This window comes from Arthrobacter sp. LAR12-1-1.1 (assembly GCF_040676555.1).
In the GTDB taxonomy this organism is placed as follows: domain Bacteria; phylum Actinomycetota; class Actinomycetes; order Actinomycetales; family Micrococcaceae; genus Arthrobacter.
The window spans coordinates 252,396-272,986 of sequence record NZ_JBEGIG010000045.1 but is presented as its reverse complement, the minus strand read 5'-3'; the positions used below and the strand labels follow the sequence as shown (position 1 = coordinate 272,986).

The 20,591-nt window shown below is 62.0% G+C and carries 14 protein-coding genes and 2 pseudogenes; 12 read left to right on the top strand and 4 right to left on the bottom strand.

The genetic code is table 11. The annotated features are described in order from the left end of the window. The first annotated feature begins 17 nt into the window (after window positions 1-17). On the top strand, window positions 18-1,052 hold the full coding sequence (locus tag MRBLAR12_RS19780; RefSeq protein ID WP_364747849.1) for an NAD(P)-binding domain-containing protein: 1,035 nt from the start codon (window positions 18-20) through the stop codon (window positions 1,050-1,052). Window positions 1,053-1,073: 21 nt separating this feature from the next. Here MRBLAR12_RS19780 and MRBLAR12_RS19775 read toward each other — a convergent pair whose 3' ends face one another. Continuing rightward, entirely contained in the window at window positions 1,074-1,841 is a 768-nt protein-coding gene (locus tag MRBLAR12_RS19775; protein ID WP_364747847.1) for a hypothetical protein, read from the bottom strand. 124 nt (window positions 1,842-1,965) lie between these two features. Here MRBLAR12_RS19775 and MRBLAR12_RS19770 point away from each other — a divergent pair. The 6 genes and pseudogenes from MRBLAR12_RS19770 to MRBLAR12_RS19745 all read left to right on the top strand — a co-directional run. Continuing rightward, window positions 1,966-2,427, top strand: a pseudogene (locus MRBLAR12_RS19770) (alkaline phosphatase D family protein); the annotation flags it as partial. A 779-nt stretch (window positions 2,428-3,206) separates the two neighbouring features. Further along, a complete protein-coding gene (locus tag MRBLAR12_RS19765; RefSeq protein ID WP_364747845.1) occupies window positions 3,207-5,897 on the top strand; it encodes a DNA methyltransferase in 2,691 nt (896 codons plus the stop codon). Window positions 5,898-5,905: 8 nt separating this feature from the next. After that, window positions 5,906-7,870, top strand: coding sequence for a DEAD/DEAH box helicase (locus MRBLAR12_RS19760; protein ID WP_364747843.1), 1,965 nt, complete (start codon window positions 5,906-5,908; stop codon window positions 7,868-7,870). Beyond that, entirely contained in the window at window positions 7,867-9,060 is a 1,194-nt protein-coding gene (locus MRBLAR12_RS19755) for a GIY-YIG nuclease family protein (protein ID WP_364747841.1), read from the top strand. Before MRBLAR12_RS19760 ends, MRBLAR12_RS19755 begins: the two co-directional genes overlap by 4 nt. Window positions 9,061-9,646: 586 nt before the next feature. Then, a complete protein-coding gene (locus MRBLAR12_RS19750) occupies window positions 9,647-9,976 on the top strand; it encodes a hypothetical protein (RefSeq protein ID WP_364747839.1) in 330 nt (109 codons plus the stop codon). Window positions 9,977-10,081: 105 nt separating this feature from the next. Further along, on the top strand, window positions 10,082-10,360 hold the full coding sequence (locus tag MRBLAR12_RS19745; protein WP_364747837.1) for a hypothetical protein: 279 nt from the start codon (window positions 10,082-10,084) through the stop codon (window positions 10,358-10,360). Between the two features lie 111 nt (window positions 10,361-10,471). Here the strand turns inward: MRBLAR12_RS19745 and MRBLAR12_RS19740 are convergent, their stop codons facing one another. Both MRBLAR12_RS19740 and MRBLAR12_RS19735 read right to left on the bottom strand, forming a co-directional pair. Continuing rightward, a complete protein-coding gene (locus tag MRBLAR12_RS19740) occupies window positions 10,472-10,993 on the bottom strand; it encodes a hypothetical protein (RefSeq protein ID WP_364747835.1) in 522 nt (173 codons plus the stop codon). Continuing rightward, the gene (locus tag MRBLAR12_RS19735) at window positions 10,990-11,199 is read right to left on the bottom strand and encodes a hypothetical protein (RefSeq protein WP_364747833.1); all 210 of its coding nucleotides are present in this window, start codon (window positions 11,197-11,199) and stop codon (window positions 10,990-10,992) included. The genes MRBLAR12_RS19740 and MRBLAR12_RS19735 overlap by 4 nt, the downstream gene beginning before the upstream one ends. Before the next feature lie 768 nt (window positions 11,200-11,967). Between MRBLAR12_RS19735 and MRBLAR12_RS19730 the strand changes: the two are divergent. Next, window positions 11,968-12,096: pseudogene (locus MRBLAR12_RS19730) on the top strand (rhomboid family intramembrane serine protease); the annotation flags it as partial. Between the two features lie 141 nt (window positions 12,097-12,237). On the opposite strand, the gene greA reads toward MRBLAR12_RS19730, so the two are convergent. Continuing rightward, the gene (gene greA, locus MRBLAR12_RS19725; RefSeq protein WP_091250802.1) at window positions 12,238-12,732 is read right to left on the bottom strand and encodes a transcription elongation factor GreA; all 495 of its coding nucleotides are present in this window, start codon (window positions 12,730-12,732) and stop codon (window positions 12,238-12,240) included. A gap of 642 nt (window positions 12,733-13,374) precedes the next feature. Between greA and MRBLAR12_RS19720 the strand changes: the two genes are divergently transcribed. From MRBLAR12_RS19720 to MRBLAR12_RS19705, 4 genes are all read left to right on the top strand, one after another. Next, window positions 13,375-14,025, top strand: coding sequence for a helicase associated domain-containing protein (locus MRBLAR12_RS19720; RefSeq protein ID WP_364747831.1), 651 nt, complete (start codon window positions 13,375-13,377; stop codon window positions 14,023-14,025). A 327-nt stretch (window positions 14,026-14,352) separates the two neighbouring features. Beyond that, a complete protein-coding gene (locus tag MRBLAR12_RS19715; RefSeq protein ID WP_364747829.1) occupies window positions 14,353-15,561 on the top strand; it encodes a DUF6361 family protein in 1,209 nt (402 codons plus the stop codon). Beyond that, entirely contained in the window at window positions 15,554-17,434 is a 1,881-nt protein-coding gene (locus MRBLAR12_RS19710) for a phospholipase D family protein (RefSeq protein ID WP_364747827.1), read from the top strand. The genes MRBLAR12_RS19715 and MRBLAR12_RS19710 overlap by 8 nt, the downstream gene beginning before the upstream one ends. Next, window positions 17,424-20,576 carry a helicase C-terminal domain-containing protein gene (locus MRBLAR12_RS19705; RefSeq protein ID WP_364747826.1) on the top strand — a complete coding sequence of 1,051 codons (3,153 nt, stop codon included), beginning with the start codon at window positions 17,424-17,426 and terminating at the stop codon, window positions 20,574-20,576. The genes MRBLAR12_RS19710 and MRBLAR12_RS19705 overlap by 11 nt, the downstream gene beginning before the upstream one ends. The last annotated feature ends 15 nt before the right edge of the window (window positions 20,577-20,591 follow it).

Here is a 20,591-nt window from a genome sequence, read left to right as displayed (position 1 = left end):
CCGCCCCGGAAGCATTCATGCTGCGAGATGACCTCATCGGCCATTTCCGGCACTATGCGGAGCGCATCGACGCTCCCGTCCGAACGGGTGCGGATGTCACGCGTGTCGCGCCCGCGGAGGGCGCCGGCTTCAACGTGGCCACAACCCAGGGCAGCTGGCGGGCCCGGAACGTGGTGCTCGCTACCGGCGGTTACCAGGAGCCGAAAATCCCCGCACTGTCGGCGCAGCTGCCCAGCCACATCCGGCAACTTCACACCGACAGCTACCGCAGCCCGGGCCAACTGCCCGAGGGTGCCGTGCTCATCGTGGGCACCGGCCAGTCCGGCGGCCAGATCGCCGAGGAACTGCTCGCCGTCGGCCGCGAAATCCACCTGGCGGTGTCCACGTGCCCGGAAGCACCGCGCCGGTACCGCGGCCAGGACCTCCTCTATTGGATGATGCAGCTTGCACAATTCGGCCCCGGCTACGGACTGAACGGCCTCACCGTGGGGCAGTTGCCCTCCCCCGCGGCCAGGTTCGCCTGCAACCCTCTGGTGTCCGGCGCCGACGGCGGCCACGACATCCACCTGCGGGACCTCGGCCGGCGCGGTGTCCGGCTGCAGGGCCATTTGGAAGCAGCCGACGACGGCGACGTCGTCTTCAGTGATGACCTTCCGGAACGCCTGGGCCTGGTGGAGGCGGCGTTCTACCAGCGGATGAAGCCGATGTTCGACAGCTATATCGCCGCCACCGGCATGTCGGCACCGGAACCGGAGCCGCCGCGCAAGGACGACTGGCTTCCGTCGGAGCCGGCGCGGCTGAACCTCGAAGCCGCCAACGTCACGTCGGTCCTCTGGGCCACGGGCTACCGGCTGGACTTCAGCATCCTGGACTTCCCGGTGCTGGACGAATGGAACTACCCTCGGCACCACCGCGGCGTCACCGAACACCCGGGCTTGTACGCCGTCGGGCTGCCGTGGCTGACCGGGCACGGCTCGTCCATCGTGGCGGGCGTGGGCCGCGATGCCGAATACATTGCGCAGCACATCGCCGGGAACATCGCGGGCCGGTGAAGGCTACATTCCAGGGGGTGCCTACCCCGCGCAAGGCCCGTCGAAGTCCACGGGAGCGGTGAGGCCGGCCGAGCTGAACCATTCCCTGGCCCATGCCTGGACCGAGGGAATTGCGAGCTGCTCGGCAACAAGCTCCGGCGGCCCGTCGAACACGGACTTCCCCTCCTCCAGGAGGTCCCCGGTGCCACTGCCGGCGAGGAGCCCGAAGAGGGCAGGCTGGTCGAGGAAGGTAAGCTTCCCGCCGTCGCCGTCGGTCAGCACCCCCCAGCGCGAGGTGAACAGCGAAAACTCCTCCGGACGATCCCCAAGGTCCGGCACGAGCGGACAGGCTTCGGCGTCGAGCTGGATCCGCCGGTAGTTGGGCTCCGTGTCGTCGAGGGCCATCAGTTGGACATCGTCCAGCCACGACAGCCAGACCGCTGTGCACTCTCCCAGCAGCGGATACGGGGCGGCGGCGATGTAGCCGGCCTTGCTGACGTGGGCGGAGTGGCCAACGGCGATGTTGTGGAGCTGCCCCCGGACCAGCGGCAGGACCGCGCTGACAGGCTGGTGGTAGTTGGCGAATTTCCGCCGCATCACGTCGGCGCTTGAATTCGAGCCGATGGAGACCACCAGGGAACGGGCTTCCAGCGGTGCCGCACAGGCTTGCGCGAGGGCTTCATCCAGTCCGGCTGAAAGCTCAAGGGGCCGGAATTCGTTTCCGTCCATGACACCCGAGGCCACGGGCGGGTCCCACGGATACAGCAGCGGATCGAGATGGCCGGCGCCGCCGGTCCCGCTCAGTCCCATGGGCTCAGCCGGATGAAGTCGTCGGCATCGTGCTGGGGACTAATCAAGGTGGCCCGCTTTCATGGCTCGGGACTTCCATTGTCCCGCACTTTGGGGGACCGGGGCTTCGGCGATTAGGGAGATCCGGAACCAGGCACCGAAGATCGACGACGTGTCCATGGACGGGTGGGACGGTTACGCCGCGTCGCGCCGCCGCATCACGCAGTGGCTGGGTGGACGCCAACGTCCGCAACGCCGTGGTCCTAACCGGCGATGTGCACTGTACCTGGGCCAACGACGTCAAGGTGGACTACAGGGATCCGGCGTCGCCCGTGGTGGGCTCGGAACTGGTGTGCACGTCCATTACGTCCACGGGCAACGGGCAACGGGCAACGGCTCAGGATGCACGAAGGATCCGGTAATGGCCCGGAACCCGCACCTGAAGTTCTACAACGACAACCGCGGCTACGTGAACACCCGCATCACCAAGGACGCGATGACCGCTGACTTCAGGGTGCTGGACTACGTCACGACGCCGGGTGCGGCCGTCAGCACGAAGGCGTCGTTCGCTATCCGGGACGGGGTGCCGGGGCTGGTCGCAAAGTAGGAACTGTTGGACTTCCGTGGTTGAGGCTGTCGATACCGAGCGTTCCGAACCCGTTGAAACCCCCGGCCGAGTCCGTTCGGCCGGAGGGTTTCGGTGCCTAAAGGGCTCATGGGCCGTTCTCCTTGGGGCTTTCATTCGGAGGAAGCTTTGCCGCGCGGCGTGGCATGCCGTTTATGTAGGCGGGCCGCGCTTACGTACCAAAGCAGGGCGGCTTTCACAGCCGCCCTGCCTTTTGTTTTTGCGACCTTGCGAAATTCGTGGCGGGCTCGTCGCAGCCCGAAGACGCCACGTTTCACGCTCCGTGCGTCTCGCAAACCCAACACGACTCCGGAACTTCCGGGACAACATTCCGAGGCCCGTTCACCGGCGAACTGCCGGTGGACGGGTCTCGTCTCGTCCAGGAGATGTTTGCGAGACACCTTGGTGGGGGTGCGGCTATCGCGCCATGCTTCCCGAAGCGGGCGCATCGCGCGGATATCCTTGGAGCCAGCGGTCCTGCTCGTAGGCAGAAGCCGCAGTGTTCAGAAACCGGCTTCGGGGGCAGGGTTTCCGACTGCCTGCACTCGTTCCGTTCGATGGTGGAATGAGTCAGTGCGGCGGCACAGTCCCGGATAAGATCACGGGGACGTAGTGCGTTCTGCGCTGCCGATGTAAGGAGTAAACGTGCGTGAACCCTGGTCGTCTGCCGACGGTATTTCAGCCTGCCCCAGAGACAAGTGCATAATCGCCAAGAGCCCGGCAGCCCATGATGGGATCACGACCACGAAGGAAACACCTTCATGGTGAAGCTCAACCTGAAAGCCGTGGAGGAACGCGTTGCCCCACTCGGAGGCCGCGAGTCCTACGATCGAGAGTTTATCTTCAGCCTGCTACTGGCCTACGGCAAGCCCCAAGGCAACGTGACCAGGTTGCGCAACGGCTCGCTCAATGTGGCCCCCGATCCGTCCACTGAGGTTGCTCAGAAGAATGTCGTCTACTTCAAGGAGACGACCGGCGACCCCCTAGCCGTCATCGACGAGTTGAAGACTTCACCGATTGTGGTCCGGTACGGCACCCGCTTCGTGATCGTCACCGACTACACGGAACTACTTGCAATCGACACGAAGACTGGCGAGAACCTGATGATTCCGATCCGGGACATCGACCAGCACTTCACCTTCTTCCTCCCCTGGGCGGGCATGGAGAAAGCACAATACGTGGCCGAGGCGCACGCGGACGTCAAGGCTGCCGAGCGGATGGGCAAGCTTTTCGACGAGCTGCTGGCGGCGAACCCCGGAATGCTCGACATTGCGCACGGACGACATGCGCTCAACGTGTTCTTCACGAGGCTCCTGTTTTGCTTCTTCGCCGAAGACACTGGCATCTTCGAGGAAGGTGCCTTCACAAATGCAGTCGGCTCTCACACCCAGCCCGACGGTTCCGACGTCGCCGAATTTCTCATAGACGTTTTCACGGCGCTTGATACCGAGAACCCAGATGTTAAACCCGTGCACCTTGCACGGTTCCCGTACGTCAACGGTCGGCTGTTCACGATGGCACCAGATCATGTGATCCCACAGTTCACGAAAAAGGCCCGCGACTTGCTGATCGAGTCAGGCACGCTAATCTGGCGCGACATCAACCCGGACATTTTCGGCTCGATGTTCCAAGCCATCGTCACCCCGGGCAAGCGCAGCGACCTGGGGCAGCACTACACTTCGGTGCCGAACATCCTCAAAACCATCGAGCCGCTGTTCCTGGATGATTTGAAGGAACAACTCGATGCGGGGTTCGACTCCGTCAAGAAACTTGAAGCACTGCTCCAGAGAATCAGCGCGATCAAGGTCTTCGATCCTGCGTGCGGGTCCGGCAACTTCCTCATCATTGCCTATAAGGAACTGCGTCGTCTGGAACACGCGATCCTGGAGCGGTTGTTTGAGATCGATCCAAAGCACCAGATGCTGTACGCCGAGTCTGAGATTAACATCGAGAACTTCTACGGGTTGGAGATCGACGACTTCGCTGTCGAGGTGGCGATCCTCTCGCTGTGGATCGCCAAGCATCAGATGAACACTGAGTTTAAGGAGAAGTTCAAACTCTCGATCCCGCTGATCCCTCTTAAGGAGGCGGGTCAAGTGTTTGCGGGCAATGCGATCACGACGGACTGGGGGGCGGTCTGCCCGAACGATCGCGTTTCAGAGATTTACGTGCTGGGAAACCCGCCGTATTTGGGCAGTCGCAACCAATCGGCCGAGCAGAAGAAGGATCTTGCGACGGTCACGAAGAACTACAAGAGTCTCGACTACGTAACCGCATGGCTAATCAAGGGTGCCGATTACATCCGTGGCACTGCCACGAAGCTGGCGTTCGTCACGACAAATTCCATCACCCAAGGCGAGCAAGTTGGGATTCTCTGGCCGCAGGTCTTCGGTAATGAGCTTGAGATCGGTTACGCCTACACCTCGTTCAGGTGGTCAAACCACGCCAGAAATGCCGCAGGCGTCACCTGTGTCGTGATCGGACTTCGCAACGTTTCCTCTGAACCCAAGTACATCTTCAGCGACGAGATCCGACTCGATGCCAAACGGATCAACCCTTACCTCGCTGATGGCTCAGACATATGGGTTGGAAGACGCAGCAGCCCGCTATCAGCCTTGCCTAGACTCGGCTTCGGTTCAATGCCGAATGATGGCGGAAACCTGCTCCTCAGCGATGCGGAAAAAGAAGATCTACTTGACGTCGCCCCCCAACTTGCGGCCTTCATTCGTGGATTTAGTGGTTCGGACGAGTTCATCAAAGGAAAAACCAGATGGTGCCTTGTGATCCCCGATAACGCCGTGGAGGAGGCCTCGAAGGTCCCTGCAATCGCACGACGGCTCGATGGCGTCCGAGCGCACCGTGAGAAGAGCACTGAAAAATCCACGAAGGCCATGGCTGCTACGCCAAACCGCTTCTATTTCTGGGCGCATCAGGACGCGGAATCAATCATCGTTCCAGCCACATCGTCAGAGCGACGTGAATACATCCCTATTGGCTACCTAGATTCGGGTACCGTCATCTCGAACTCCGCAAACGCCGCCTTTGGCGTTGAGCCTTGGGTATTTGGTCTGCTGACTTCCAAATCGCATATGGTCTGGATGAAGGCAGTCGGCGGGAAAATGAAAACGGACTATAGATACTCCGGAACGATTATTTACAACAACTTCCCGATCCCACCGCTCACCGATTCAACAAAGGAACAGCTGACCCTTGCGGTACTGCGTGTTCTCGACGTACGTGAGTACCACTGTGAGTGGACGCTTGCGGAGTTGTACGACCCGGACCTTATGCCGGAAGACCTGCGCCAAGCACATACTAAGCTCGACGACTTGGTGGACTCGATTTACTCCAAGCGCGGCTACGAGACTGATGAGCAAAGATTGTCAGACCTCTTCGCGTTGTATGAGGAGATGACAGCAGCAGAATCTGCAAAGGGGAACAAGAAGAAGTGAACAGGCCGATGAACATCGTTGATGTGACCTATGAGCGCACGAAGTCGTCGGTCAACACCGACGACTGGGGCATGCGAGAGATGCAGCAGCGCGTCTTCGCCAAGAGAGATTCCCAGCACCTTCTAGTCAAGGCTCCGCCGGCCTCCGGCAAATCGCGCGCGTTAATGTTTGTGGCGCTCGACAAGCTCTATAACCAGGGCAGGAAGAAGATCATCGTCGCCGTTCCCGAGCGATCAATCGGAGCTTCCTTCTCCTCGACGAAACTCACCGCCAGTGGGTTCTTCGCAGACTGGGAAATCAAAGACGAGCACAACCTTTGTGACCCCGGTTCCTCACAGGGCAAGGTAGGAGCGTTCATCAAGTTCCTTGAAGGCCCCGACGCCACGCTGGTTTGCACGCACGCAACTCTGCGGTTCGCGTTTGAGAAGCTTGCACCGGAAGCGTTCAACGGCGCTGTGCTGGCGATCGATGAGTTCCACCATGTCTCAGCGGACACAGAGTCCAACCGGTTGGGTGCGCTCCTGCGGGACGTCATGAACGGCTCGGACGTGCACATCGTCGCGATGACAGGTTCGTACTTCCGCGGCGACTCAGTGCCGGTGCTGTCTGCGGAGGACGAAGCACAGTTCACGCCGGTCACGTTCAACTACTACGACCAGCTCAACGGCTATGAGCACTTGCACTCGCTCGGTATCGGGCATCACTTCTACCAGGGCCGCTATACCGATGCGATAGGTGAGGTCCTGCACCTGGACAAGAAGACGATCGTTCACATTCCGAACGTCAATTCGGGCGAGTCCACCAAGGACAAGATCGAAGAAGTCGGGTTCATCATCGACGCGATCGGTCACGTCGAGGGCACCGACCCCGATACCGGAATCATCAGCATCCGCCGCGCTGACACTGGTGAGATTCTTCGGGTCGCTGATCTCGTGGACGACACTGATCAAAAGAAGCGTGCCGACACGCTCCACTATCTCTCCCACGTCGCTTCCAAAGAGCGAGATGGAGTGGACATCATCGTCGCCCTGGGCATGGCGAAAGAAGGCTTCGACTGGCCTTTTGCCGAGCACGCCCTGACTGTCGGGTACCGTGCCTCGCTGACCGAGGTCATTCAGATCATCGGCCGCGTCACCCGCGACAGTCCCGGCAAGGAGCATGCCCAGTTCACGAACCTGATCGCTGAGCCCGACGCCACTCAGGGTGAGGTGAAGGTCTCAGTGAACAACATGCTGAAGGCCATTACGGCATCTTTGCTCATGGAGCAGGTACTCGCACAGAACTTCACCTTCAAAACAAAGAAGTTCGACGGTGACGACTCGAAGATCCCCGGTCAGCTCAAGATCAAGGGCTTCAAGGAGCCCTCGACGGAGCGTGTAAAGCAGATCGTCGAGACGGACCTGAATGACCTGAAAGCCACGATCTTGCAAGACGACACCTTCGCACGCGCAGCAGCGGGCTCGATCGACGCAGAAACCGCCAACAAGGTCCTGATCCCGAAGATCATCCGGGAAAAGTACCCGGACCTTACCGATTCGCAGGTCGAGGAGGTGCGGCAGCAGGTCGTCGTGGACTCGGTGGTCAAGAACGGTGAGGTTCGCGAAGTCGGAGACAAACGGTTTATCAAGATGGCCGAGAAGTTCGTCAACATCGACGAGCTCACCATCAACCTCATCGACTCGGTGAACCCCTTCCAGCGCGCCTTCGAGGTCATGTCCAAGTCGGTGACCCCCTCGGTACTCCGGATCATCCAGGACCAGATCACGGCCACCCGCGTCGAGTTCACCGAGGAAGAAGCGCTGGCACTCGTTCCGCGGATCAAGAACTGGGTCAAGGTCAACGGTCGACGACCGGACTCGCGGGCAGAGGACCCGGCCGAGAAACGGTACGCTGACGCGCTGCTGTGGCTCCAGCGGGCCAAGCAGAAGCTCGAAGCCCAAAAGCGCGCGACTGAAATGGTGACGGACGAATGAGCGAGAACGACGACATTTTAGAGGCGGCACCGTCCTCCCTGCAGGACCTCATCGACAACGACCTCGACGGGCTGCTCGACGCGCCAGAGAAACCCAAGAAGATCACCTCGTCCGACCGGCTCGAGCGTGCGTTCCTGGAGATCGTGGAGTTCCGCCGGACGCACGAGCGCCTGCCGAGCTCGGCGACGCGGGAGATCGCAGAGCGGAAGCTCGGGGCCCGTCTCGAGGGCATCCTCGCCAACGACGAGAAGATTGCGGCGCTCAAACACCTCGACACGGAGTACGAGCTACTGGCTGTGGAGGCAGCTCCCGAGTCGCTCGACGATCTTCTCGAGAGCGATGACCTGGACGATCTCCTGGGCGACGAGAGCGGCATCCTCGACGTGTCGGATCTGCCCGTGATCAAGCGTCCTGAGTCTCCGGACTCGGTCGCTCAGCGGGTGAAGGCCGAGGACTTCGACATGTTCGAGCCGCTGTTCAAGGCGAAGCACGCCGAGCTGGCCGAGGGCACGTACAAGCTCATGCCCTTCACTGGCATGGATCTCATCCGGGAGGGCGGGTTCTTTGTGCTGAGCGGCGTCATGTGCTTCGTGGCTGAGGTCGGTGAGGACGTGGATTTGGTCGTCGGTGGCAAGCCGAGGCAGAAGCAGCGCCTGCGCGTCGTCTTCGAGAACGGCACGGAGTCGGCGATGTACAAACAGAGCCTCATGACCCGCATGTACGAGGCGCAGGGCCAGGTCCTGGCGCGGACAGGCCACGATGCCACCGAAGTCCTCGACGCCGACGTGGAGAGCGGTCACATCTACGTACTGCAGTCGCTCACCGAAGATCCTGTAGTCGCGGGGATGAAGGACCTCCACAAGATCGGCTTCTCCACTACCAACGTCGAGACCCGCATCAAAAACGCGGCGAATTCGCCGACCTACCTGATGGCACCCGTGAAGGTCCTGGCGGACTACCGGCTCTACAACGTGCGTGCGTCGTGGCTGGAGCACCTCTTGCATCGCGTGTTCGCTGAGGTGCGTCTGGACTTGACGCAGGTCGACCGGAAGGGCCGCGACTACGACCCCTCGGAGTGGTTTGTGGTGCCGCTGGAGACCATCAACAAGGCCGTCGCAATGATCATGTCCGGCGAAATCACCGACTATGTCTACGACAAGGCGCTGCAGCGACTGGTCCAGCGTGCCTGAGCCGGGAGTCAGTGGGTCAACGAAATCCGGGTCAGTCCCGACCGGCTCTACTCGTGGATAGGCGCCGGAGGGACCAAAAGGTCACCGCCCGGGGCCAAGCGCTACTTGTCGGAAAAGTCGCCTTGATTGCTGACCACCAAACCAACAATGGCCGCGACCGCCCAGACAATAACCAGAACAGTTGATGTTGTGGTCGCGGAGCTGAGGACGCCAGGCTTACAGAGTCCGGGGAACCAAGCTGATCCGCAACTGTAGTCTCCCAACGTGACTGGCGTGAGACCGACTATTGCCCCTACGACGAAGACGACGACACCAACAATGAGGACCTTCGGGGCAGAGCCACTTGTCATGTTAATTTGCTGACTGTTAGCTGGATTTCACCTGACACCCTAAAAGCCAGCCTTATCGCAGACAGTCCCATAAGTCTCCTAACATCACCGCGGCCAAACTCAGCGGCACCTACAGCGAAACTCCACCAGACGTCGCTACGGCTAAGCCGGTAGAGCCCGGGATCCCATCGCGGGCCGCGACGTATGGTTCCCCGCTAAGGTACAGATGGAAGAGGCAACCAAACAAAGGAATCGGCATGAGCGCAACATCGACCTGCAAGTCATGGTGCACCGACCATCAAGAACCCAATGAGTGCTACACCGAATACGTAATTTACGACAACGGCGTGGATGAGAGGCGGACACCGCCTGCTCCGGGAAGCATGGCGGCTCTGTTTGACTACCCCAAAGACATCGGCTGGATCAAGTTTTGCGCAGGACAAGATGAAGAAGATGAGCAACCCGTAATGGACCTCCATTTCTTCGAGCCCGGCGACGTCGAGCCGATTGTCAGGCTGCCGCTGGACACGAACGTGATCAAGGGACTCCACTCAGAGCTGGGCGCCCTGCTCATAAACTTCTCTTAGTCGGGACTGCCCCGAATTCCCTCGACTCGGTGACTTTGCCGCTGAAGACTTAGACTCGAGAGCAGCGACGCTGCAGACTGCACAAACTTTAAAAACTGCACACACTTGGCTGCTCTCTCAACTGCAGGAGAGTATTCCCTTTACAAGGAGATCGGGGCATACGTGATGGCGATCTACAGGACCAAAGAATGGAACGGGTACGGAAAGCAGAACTACTACTGGAACGAGTACAGGCTCGAAGGTGACAATGTCGTAAAGTACAAATGCCACAGACAGAAGTTCTTCGACGGCAATGAAAACACTTGGCAGGAAGACGAGCAAGTAGTGGACACGTGGGCAATTGGTGATCCGAAAATGCCTGACTGGCTTAAGCAGCAGCTCTGAGCACAACCTCAGCCGGATGCACCAATCTGAGGCAATAAATGGCGCACTGATAAATCAGGCATGCTGACTTGCACTAACAATCGGGTCGTATCAGAAGTGTTTCCCATACGCCTAGCCTTGTTCCGCGACTGCCTGCCACCGACTGACGGCATCGACCAGGAACCTTCCGCCGGCTGTTAGACGCAGTACCTCGTCATACGTCAAGCGCCCGATGTTCAGTGCGGCCGCGGCGATCCGCTCGATATCCTCCCAAGAGGACGTGACAGTAGCCAATGCCACCGGCAACGCCGCCTCCGCGTAAGGTCCGGCGTTGATGTAGTCGTCCGGTTCGTCGCAGGGTTCTGCTTCAGCAAACTCCCGCCGCTGGTGGAGCTGATCGACGATCCATCCAAAGATTTCCGCGTCACCGCCGCGGCCGGAATGGTACGTAATCGACTCAACAGCTGGGCCCGCCATAGCGGTTACAGCTCGGTCCCAGGCGTCTATTGCCTGCCCTTTCCCGACAAGCTGCCATTCAGCGGCAGACACATATTCGAACTCGCGCCCGATGCTGAGATAGGCGACAGCATGACCAGCCTCATGCAGAGCCGTGGGCACTCGGTAATCGTCGCGGGCGGCGTCCAGGAGAGTCACGCGTATGCCAGCCCGGCCTTGTCAGCCAGAGCAGCGGCAATTTTCCCTGTCAGCCGCCGTTCACTGACTCGATCACCAAGGAGCCTGTGTGCCAGCGGAGAGGTAATCTGCCGCAGCGCGTCCGTGTAGTTCGTGCCGGTGAAATCTGCCCAAGCGCGCGCATCCTGCTGAAGTTCACGGTTCTGTTCGTGGTTTGTGGAAGTCATCTCAATCTCTGTTCCGGGCTACGCACCCCATCGCTGCAAGCCCTGTGACATGAGAGAGATCTCGGTCCAACAGGTATTGATTCTCTGGATCGGCAACCGTTGTCCTCTGCGTCTTTGTCGCGTGGGGACTCAGACTCGGAGATGGGCAGCCCAGACAGCGCACGTAGAGCGAAGCTGGGGAGAACTCGTCATGTCCAAGCATCTGCAATAGATCAGACAACCTAGGTGGATTCGGGCGTATGAGTTCATTTCAAGCGGCGTCCGGCCCCGTTGATCAGCTAGGGGCCAATTGCTCCGAGGCGACGCCGGAAGCTTAGTCCAGTTCTGGAAGCTCCAACTGGGCTAGCCTCGTCACGGCTTCGGGAGTCACCCGGCCCCGTTCCTTGTCCAAGGCGACCCGCAGCTGAGCGGCCAGAATATTCCGGCGCACATGCAGAGCCAATTCTCTCCGAGCCTCCGGATCCCTCCGGAGCTTCCCATCCGGGGTTCTCAAAGTATCGAATGGAGAGGGCAGCTTCGGGGGCGTTCGCTGCGCCAGCCGCACCACCGCCTCCGGCATCTCCCGCCTACGTATCTCGTCCAAGGCGACCCGAAGTTGGGCCGCGCGGATTCCGCTCCGTATCCGGAGAATGGTTTGGTCCCTGGAGGTCCGGGTTTCCTCATCAACATCGGACATTAGCTCGCCCCTCTCAGTCCGCTGCATTCATCATCTCCGAGAGGTCCACAACAGCCAAGGGCTTCGCGTCACCGAGGCGGACCATGGACCATTTCGGAGTCCTGCCCACCGTGGCAAGTTTCGTCTCGTGGCAGGCGCACTTGGGTGGGGCGATTGGCGGCGTCACAGCCGCGCTGCTGCTGAGCACCCGGCGCCCGCGGGCGCTGCCCGCCGCACGCTGACCACAGGGGAGACCCTCCAGGCCAACCCGCCCGGCTGCCACGGCTAACAGGCGGAAAACACGACGCCGGCCTCCCCGCGAAGGGGAGGCCGGCGTCGCTAAATTTCGTCATGGCGTCCCGTGCGGGAACGAATGTGCGGTGTCAGCCGGCGTACGGCTTGGCGGACATGATCTCCACCGTGATGTCCTTGCCGTTCGGGGCGGTGTAGCTGAGCTTGTCGCCCTCCTTGTGGCCGACGATTGCCGCGCCGAGGGGGGACTTCTCGCTGAAGACATCCAGGTCCGAGTCGCCGGCGATCTCGCGGGAGCCGAGGAGGAAGGTTTCCTCGTCGCCTGCGATCTTGGCCACGACGATCATGCCGGGCTCGACGATGCCGTCGTCGGCCGGTGCCTCGCCGACGTGGGCGTCCCGGAGAAGGGCCGTGAGCTGGCGGATGCGGGCTTCGATCTTGCCCTGCTCCTCCTTGGCAGCGTGGTAGCCGCCGTTCTCCTTGAGGTCGCCCTCCTGGCGCGCAGCTTCGATCTTCTGGACGATTTCTGCCCGGCCGGGGCCGGAAAGGTGGTCCAGCTCTGCCTTCAGGCGGTCAAAAGCTTCCTGGGTAAGCCAAGCCGCAGTTGCGCTGTTGGTGGTAGACACGGACTTCTCCTTTGGTGGTCATACAAGAAAAGACCCCGCCACGGTGGCCACTTTTATGACGCAGTAACCAGCTCAGCGGGGGAAAGGTATTGATCCATTGTAGTCAATCCTGTGGATAAACCAAAGAGGACTGCGACGTGGATCACACCGTGCAGCGGGTGCCGCAAATCAGCATCTACTCGCGGCCATTCGCGTACTCATTGGAAGGCGATTCGGCGTCCCGGATGATCTACAGTAGCCCGACAGTAGGTGTCCTTCGGATCTAGTGTCGCGTTCCCGGGTCTTGGTCCGGACGAAGGGGTGGCATCGGTCGTTCCAGCCGTCACACGGGTTCTGAATCAAACTGCCATTTTCACCTCGCCCGGTCCATGGGGGTTCCGCCGGTTTCAACCCCGCAGTTCTACGGACTTCTAGCGGGTTCTAGGGAAAACCGTAGAACCCCCTAGAAGTTCCTATAAGTTGGACAGGCAGTGCCTCAGCGCGGCGCCGGTTTCGCTGACGATGACGGGTTTGGGCGGCCCCGTCGGACGGGGTGGACGTTGAACAACCTGATTAATGTCAGGGTCACGACCCGACGGCATCAGAAAATCGCCCCAACGAGGGGCCGTTCCGAGCCGGTGCCGTGGCAGGATATCCTCCATCATGGACAGGCAGTTGCGGCGCGCCCCTGACGCGGAATGGGTGTTGATGTACCGGCTCGGGCTGAGCCGGAAACGCATCGCTGAGCTGGTGCGCGCTGAGCCGGCCACCGTCGGTTACCACCTCGTCATCGCACGCCGCCAGGACCCGGGACTCGAGGCTGCTCACTTGGCCGCCACCGACACCGGAACCAGTCCCTCCCCTGCGGCCCTTGCCCGCATGGAACAGATCATCGTCTGGATTACGGCCGAGCACCGGTTCCCCCGCGACCGCTCCGAGAACAAAGAGGAACGATCAATGGCCCGGTGGCTCTCTGACCGCCGGCGCGAGGCCGCCGACGGTACCCTTCACGCGGCCTACGGCGATGGCCTTTCCCGAGTCCCCGGCTGGGAGTGGAACCACAGGGCAGCGGCCGAGGAAACCAGATGGCACCGACGGCTAGCCCAGCTCGTGGAATTCCGCGAGGAAGGCAACGATTGGCCCCGCCACAAGAAGTGCGATTCTGAGCGGGAACACACTCTCGGCGTGTGGGTGCATGCCCAGCGGCAAAAGCACCGCCGCGGCGACCTCGAAGCTGAAAAGGTCAAACTTCTGGACGCCGCCATCCCCGGTTGGCAGGCCGGAAGGACCAGGGGCCGCCCGGCCCGCCGGTGAACCCGCCACGCTCCGGCAGCGGGACAGCGTTATGCGACCGAGGTCGCCGCGATGCAGTGGAGTCCGCCATCGACGTTGCACTAACGCCGCCGGCCACCTAGGCCGAGGTTTGTGCAGGGCGAAACTGCTCGTTCACGACCGCAAGGTCTTCTGCCCAACGGACAGTCGGTCGTCGTGTGCGCGGGATGACAGATTGCTCAATAATGTCTGTGGTCCACGGCAAGATCGTCACGATGCCTTATTGTGCACACTGGGGAGAACTCGCAGCCACGAAGACACCTCAAAGACGAGATCCTCCCGGCAAGCGAAGCGAGTGCACACACCGATATGACCTCCCTCATCTCCTGGCTCGATGCGTCCACTGAAGAAAACTCGAGGATGCGCGAGCTCGTGAAGCTCTTTGGCACGCCGGAAACCACCGATGACCTCGGCATGGGCCAGCTGCGCGACGCCATCAGCAACAGCCTGTTCCCGGGCACATCTGTACTGCACCTGGGCGCGCGGTACATGCTCCTCGTCCCGTGGGCCTACCAATCCGCCCACAAGGGCACCAGGAACCCGGACGAACTCCGGAAGCGGTCCGAGGAATCTGAGCGGCAGCTGATCGGCCGGTTCAAGGAGCTCGAAGTGGAGAGCTACATCGGTCGGGATGCGGGCCGGAATGTCCGGCAGCTACCCTCGGCCGCGTACTGGTCCGCTCTGCGCCGCTACGGGATCGTTGACCCAGCCGCTGACCGCTACGCCGTCGCCCAGCTCATGTGCGCTGACGCCCCTTCCACCGAGGAAGGCGAAAGTAGCTACTCCGTCTGGAACCAGACTCTCCCCCAGCCTCCAGCTGGTTTCCCGCGAAGGGAGGACCGCGGCCTCACGCTCTCCCCCGAAGAAGCCCGCTGGCTGCAGGAACGCATCCTTACCACCTGCCCCGACACCATGCTGGCTCACGTCGTCGGCTCCGACACCAGCCCCACCCCTGGGCTCTGGGCACCGTGGCTGGACCCGGCATGCCGGAGCGCGGAAGGTGACCCTGCGCAGTGGCTCAAGGACGGCGAGGCATTCTCCTTCATCCACAACGGCGCCACCATCCTCTACCAGCACCTGCTCGCCGAGCTCTCCATGAACACATTCAACTCCGACGAGGACACTGTGGAGCCAACGCAGAAGCTCCTCACAGCGTGGGAGGACCAGCGGGACAGCAAGCGCGAGCTCCTCGCCGGTTGGGACGTTGACGGATTCATTGGCCGCGCCAAGGCGCTGAACAGCGGCATCAACAGCAACACCGCCGACTTCGCCCGCCAGATGGCCAACGCGGCGATGAGCCCCGGAAGACAGATCGACAATGCAAACTTCCGGGCCGCCGTCGAAACCCGAGAGAAGCTCATGAAGAAGTCCAACTCGCGGTTCCGCAATGAACGCAGGCTCCGCGCCTGGCATCCGCCCACCCAAGTCGCATCTCTGTCGTTCCGCTGGGCGCAAGTACGCCGGAACGTCCTGGATATCCACGCAGGACTCGCACTGGAAGGGCATTCGAATGCTTGAGGCGGCAAACAGGCAGGCACTCACCCAGCAGTTGCGCCCGCCGGCAGGATTCAGGCTCTCCCACGCTGTGGGCACCACCTTCACACTGGACATGACCAGCGCCCTGTCCGTACCGCTGAGCTTCGTCGCGGGCTCCGGAGAGGAGTTCACCAATCCGGTGGCGGTACTCAGCGCCCTGCGCAAAGTCTCTAACCGTGTGGATATCTTTTGCCAGGCAGGCCACATCAAGGCCCCCTCGGACGCTTCGGACCTGCTCGCCCTACTGGAGCCGATGGTCCACCAGGTCAGCGTCAGGCGCGGGCTCTTCCATCCCAAGGTCTGGCTTCTCGAATTCGAAAACGACACTGAGCGCCGCTACCGCTTCCTCTGCAGCAGCCGTAACCTCACCACCGACGCCAGCTGGGACCTCCTCGTCCGGCTGGACGGCGAACCGGTCCAGGACACCCAAGATGCCGGCCCGGACAGCGGGCCCTTGGCGCGCTTCATCGCCGGGCTCCCCGACCTCTGCACCGTGACGCCCGACGCCGGGCGGTTCGCCAGGGTGCGCGGCCTCGCCTCCCGCCTGGCGGACGTCCGTTGGGACCTTCCTGAGGACATCCACCGACTGGCATTCCGGCCGATGGGTATGGGCGATGACTTCGAACAGGGCTCAATCGTGGCGCACCTCCGCGACCCGGAGAACTTCATCGCCCTCAATAACAAAACTGGGAACGCCGCCTTCCTGGGCTACGACAAACTGGTCATCTCTCCGTTCCTCGATGACAAGCTCATCGGCCGGCTGCAGGACAAATGGACGCAAAACCTTTACGTCTACTCACGCGGGGACCAGCTGGATCTCCTCAACGAGAAAACGGTGGGTGATACCCGAACGTCGTTCAAGGCTTTTGACGAACTCGGCATCCCCGAATCGTCGGGGTCAGGACAAAGCGATGTGGACGAGTCCGGGATCCAGGGGGTGGCGGACGATCTGACCGGTCTGCACGCCAAGGCCTACTTCTGCGACTTCGACCACTACACGTACGCGCTTCTCGGGTCGGCCAACGCCACCGAGGCGGGCTTCACCCGTAACGTGGAGTTCCTGTTGGAAATGCGGGGAGCCAAGAAACGCCTGGGGGTGCAGCACATCCGGGAGAGTCTCAAGGACGTGCCCTTCGCCGATTATCTGGGCACCGGCGGCGCGGCCCGCTCGGAAGTAGACGTGGCAGCCTTCCGGCTGGAGAACGCCCTGCGGGACGCTGCGGCGCAACGGTTCCTCCTCGACGCCGTCCCCGACGGGGAGGCCAAGAACACGTTCACGGTGACCGTCTCGCACGACTGGTCCCCCTTGCGGGAATTCACCGCGAAACTTCATCTCCTTTCGCTCCCCCAACCGAGTGCCGTCGTCGAGCCGTCCGGCGGTCAGCACGAACACGTATTCCACGCCATACCGCTGGCTGACGTGACGCCGTATCTGGTGTTGACGCTGGAGGACCCAGCGGCCGGGCTGTCCAAGAGCACCGTGATCCAGGGCAGCCTGCGCACCGATCCCAACGGAAGGCTGGACGAGATCATTGCCCGCCAGCTCGACGATCCGCAGAAGCTCCGGCAGTTCCTGCTGTTGTTCCTCACCCCGGAGGATGCCCTTCCCGGGTCCGGGACCGGCACGGGATGGTTCGCCGGTTCAGGGTTCGGAGACGGCACCACCGCCGGACTCTTCGAGGCGATGGTGGGCGCGATGGCGGGTCCGGACGCCGGCTCCGTCTTCCCGGATTTGAAGGTAGTGATGGACCGCTTGTTCGCCCTTCGCGGCGATGATCCGGAGATTCAGCAGCTGCATGCACTGTGGACGGCAGCCACGGAGGCACTAGACATGGGGGAACTTCATGGGGTTTGATGCAACGCCCGCGCTGGACGGCCTCCGGGGCTTTCAGCGCCGGACCGTGGAACACGTCTTCAAGCGCCTCTATCTGGATGACCAGCCGGCGGACCGCTTCCTCGTCGCGGACGAGACCGGGCTGGGCAAGAGCATGGTCGCCCGCGGCGTCGTCGCGAAGGCGATCGAGCGGCTCGACCGGCCGGATTCCGGCGTAGACCGCATCGACGTCGTCTACGTCTGTTCCAATGCTAACCTGGCCAAGCAAAACATCAGCCGGCTGAATGTTACCGGGCAGAAGGACATCATCGAGTCGGGCCGGCTGACGCTTCTGCCTGCCGAGCTGACCAAGCTCAATGCTCCGGCGGCGCCGGGAACACGGAAGCGGGTTAACTTCATCTCGCTGACGCCGGGCACGTCGTTCAACGTCGGCGGGGCAACCGGCCAGGCCAGGGAGCGTGCCGTGCTGTTTCGAATCCTCGAACAGCTCGGAGTGATTACAGCCGAACGCCGGGATGACGCGGTCGAGCTGTTGAGGTCGGGCGCTGGCGTTCCCGGATTCAGTTGGGAAATCAAGCGCCTCACCGAACTGCATCCAGAGGGCTTCGTCACCTCGGTGTGTGAGAAATTCCGACAGCTCGCCACGAAGAGCGGAAATCTTGCTGCCTTTGAAACGGCGATGCGCGACGCCTTGACCGACGGAACTGACGACGTCCGGCCCCGCATGAGCGCCGTCATTGGCGGTCTCCGGGGAGACCTGGCCCAAGCCGGGCTGGATTGTCTTGAACCGGACTTGATCATTCTGGACGAGTTCCAGCGCTTCCGCGATTTGCTGTACTCCCCCGGCACCGCGCCCGACGACGAGGATCCCGCTGCGGAGCTCGCGCGCCAGTTCCTGAACTACGACGGCGCCAAGCTGATCCTGCTCTCGGCCACGCCGTACAAGGCGCACACCGGTGCGAACGAAGCGGACGGTGACGACCACGCCGCCGACTTCCGGCAGCTGTTGCGTTTCCTCAGCAGCGAACGGCCAGGGTACATGGAAGGCCTAGAGGCTGATCTGGATGACCGGCGGACCCAGCTGCTCAAGCAGGTCCCGGACGATGCGCTGACGCATCGTATCGAGGAGGGCCTGAAGCTCTTTATGAGCCGCACAGAGCGGCCCCAGCTCGGAAAAGACGACATGCTGTCCGTGATCGAGATGGCACCGACGGATGTCCGGGCCGGGGACCTCAGGAGCTACAAGTCCCTGTTCGCTTTGTTCCGGGCTGCGCGCACCGGCAATCCGATGGAATACTGGAAATCCGTGCCGATGTTTGCGCACTTCCTCACCGACTATAAGGTGGGCAGGATGCTGGACGGCAGGATTCACTGCGACCGCGAAGCCGTTGACCCGGTGCTGCCGGCCCTGGCAACCATCGACCCCGACGCCTATCGCCGATACGGGGCCGTGGAGACCGACAACGCAAAGTTCAGGGCCGTGCGCGATCACACTGTCGGTCAAGGCTGGTGGAAGCTGCTGTGGATGCCGCCGTCGCTCCCCTATGTGAAGCCTTCCGGTGCTTTTGCTGAGGTGGGTACTGACGTCACCAAGCAGCTGGTCTTCTCGGCCTGGAACGCCGCCCCGACGGCGATCACCACGATGCTCTCCTACGAGGCCGAGCGGCGGATCCTCGAGGAGTCTCGGCTTCACGGGGAAAATACGGCCGAGGCCCGCAAGCGCTTCCGTGGGCGTCTGCGGTTCCGTGTCCGCGACGGCGAGCCCCAGGCCATGTCCACTCTGGCCCTGTTCATCCCCCATGCTGCTCTGGCACTGGCTGGTGACCCGCTGGAGAGTGCCTCCTTGAGTGGGTCCCCGGTCCCCGGAGATGTGGTGCGGGCTGCCGCGGCAGAGGCCGGCTCCGCGATAGTGGACGGCGCCGTCGTCGACCCCGCCAGCCGCCTCGGCACCTGGGCGTCCTACTTCTCCGTGCCGGGCGCCCTGTCGGCAGAGTGGTACGACGATGCGAAGCTGGCGGTGCGGGAGCTACGGGAGCTGGACGAACGCACCCAGCCGCAGGGAAAGGCTTCCGACGACGGCGGCGACGAGCAAGCGGGTGTTTCTGAGGCGGGGCTCTACCTGGCACACGTTGATCGGATGCTAGCGGCAGCGGCCGGTGAGCCAGCGGGTTGGGAGGACGGGATTGCAGATCTGGCCGTCAATTCACCCGCCAACTGCCTCTACCGCGCCTTGAAGCGCGTCGTGCCTAACGACTTTGACGGCACCGAGATGTGGAAGGCGGCAGTCCTCGCTGCGACCGGCCTGCGTACGCTGTTCAATCGCCTCGACGTCTCCGAACTGCTCGAGAAGCTGTATCCCGAAGGTCGATATTGGCAGAAGGTTCTTCGCTACTGCGAAGCCGGAAACCTCCAGGCGGTGCTCGACGAGTACGTCTTCCAGCTACGCAGCCAGCAGGCTCCCGGGGAGATCACCACCGAGCAGCTGTGGTCTCTGGCCGATGACATCCGGCGCTCCTTGTCCCTCAAACCGGCGCAGATGCTCGCGAAGTATCCAGATGGCTCCCACGAGGACCTCCGGATGGGCGTCCGCTTCGCCGTCCGGTACAGCAACGCCAAGACGGACGACGGCGACAGCAACCGCATGCCCGATGTCCGCCGGGCATTCAATAGCCCCTTCTGGCCGTTCGTGCTGGCCTCGACGTCTGTGGGCCAGGAAGGCATCGACTTCCACTGGTGGGCGCACTCGGTCATCCACTGGAACGTGCCCGGCAACCCCGTTGACTTCGAACAGCGCGAGGGGCGGGTGCATAGGTATCTGGGACATGCGGTGCGCAAGAATGTCGCTGAAGCCCACGGCCCCGAGGTGTTGAAGCCTGGGGTGACTGACCCGTGGGAGACACTGTTCTCCGTGGCTACAGCTGACGTTGCCGCGCACCCGGAAGATTCCAGCACCGAGTTCGCTCCCCACTGGATCTACCCTGGAGATCACAAGATCCAGCGAAGGCTCCTGGACCACCCGTTGAGCCGTGACGTACCTCGGACCAAGCAGATGCTCTCGGGATTGGCTAATTATCGGCTGACGCTGGGCCAGGCTCGGCAGGATGATTTGCTGGGGCTAATCAAGGAAGGGACTGAGATTAAGCCGCTGGATTTCCGGCCCTAGCGCACTTGAGAGCGG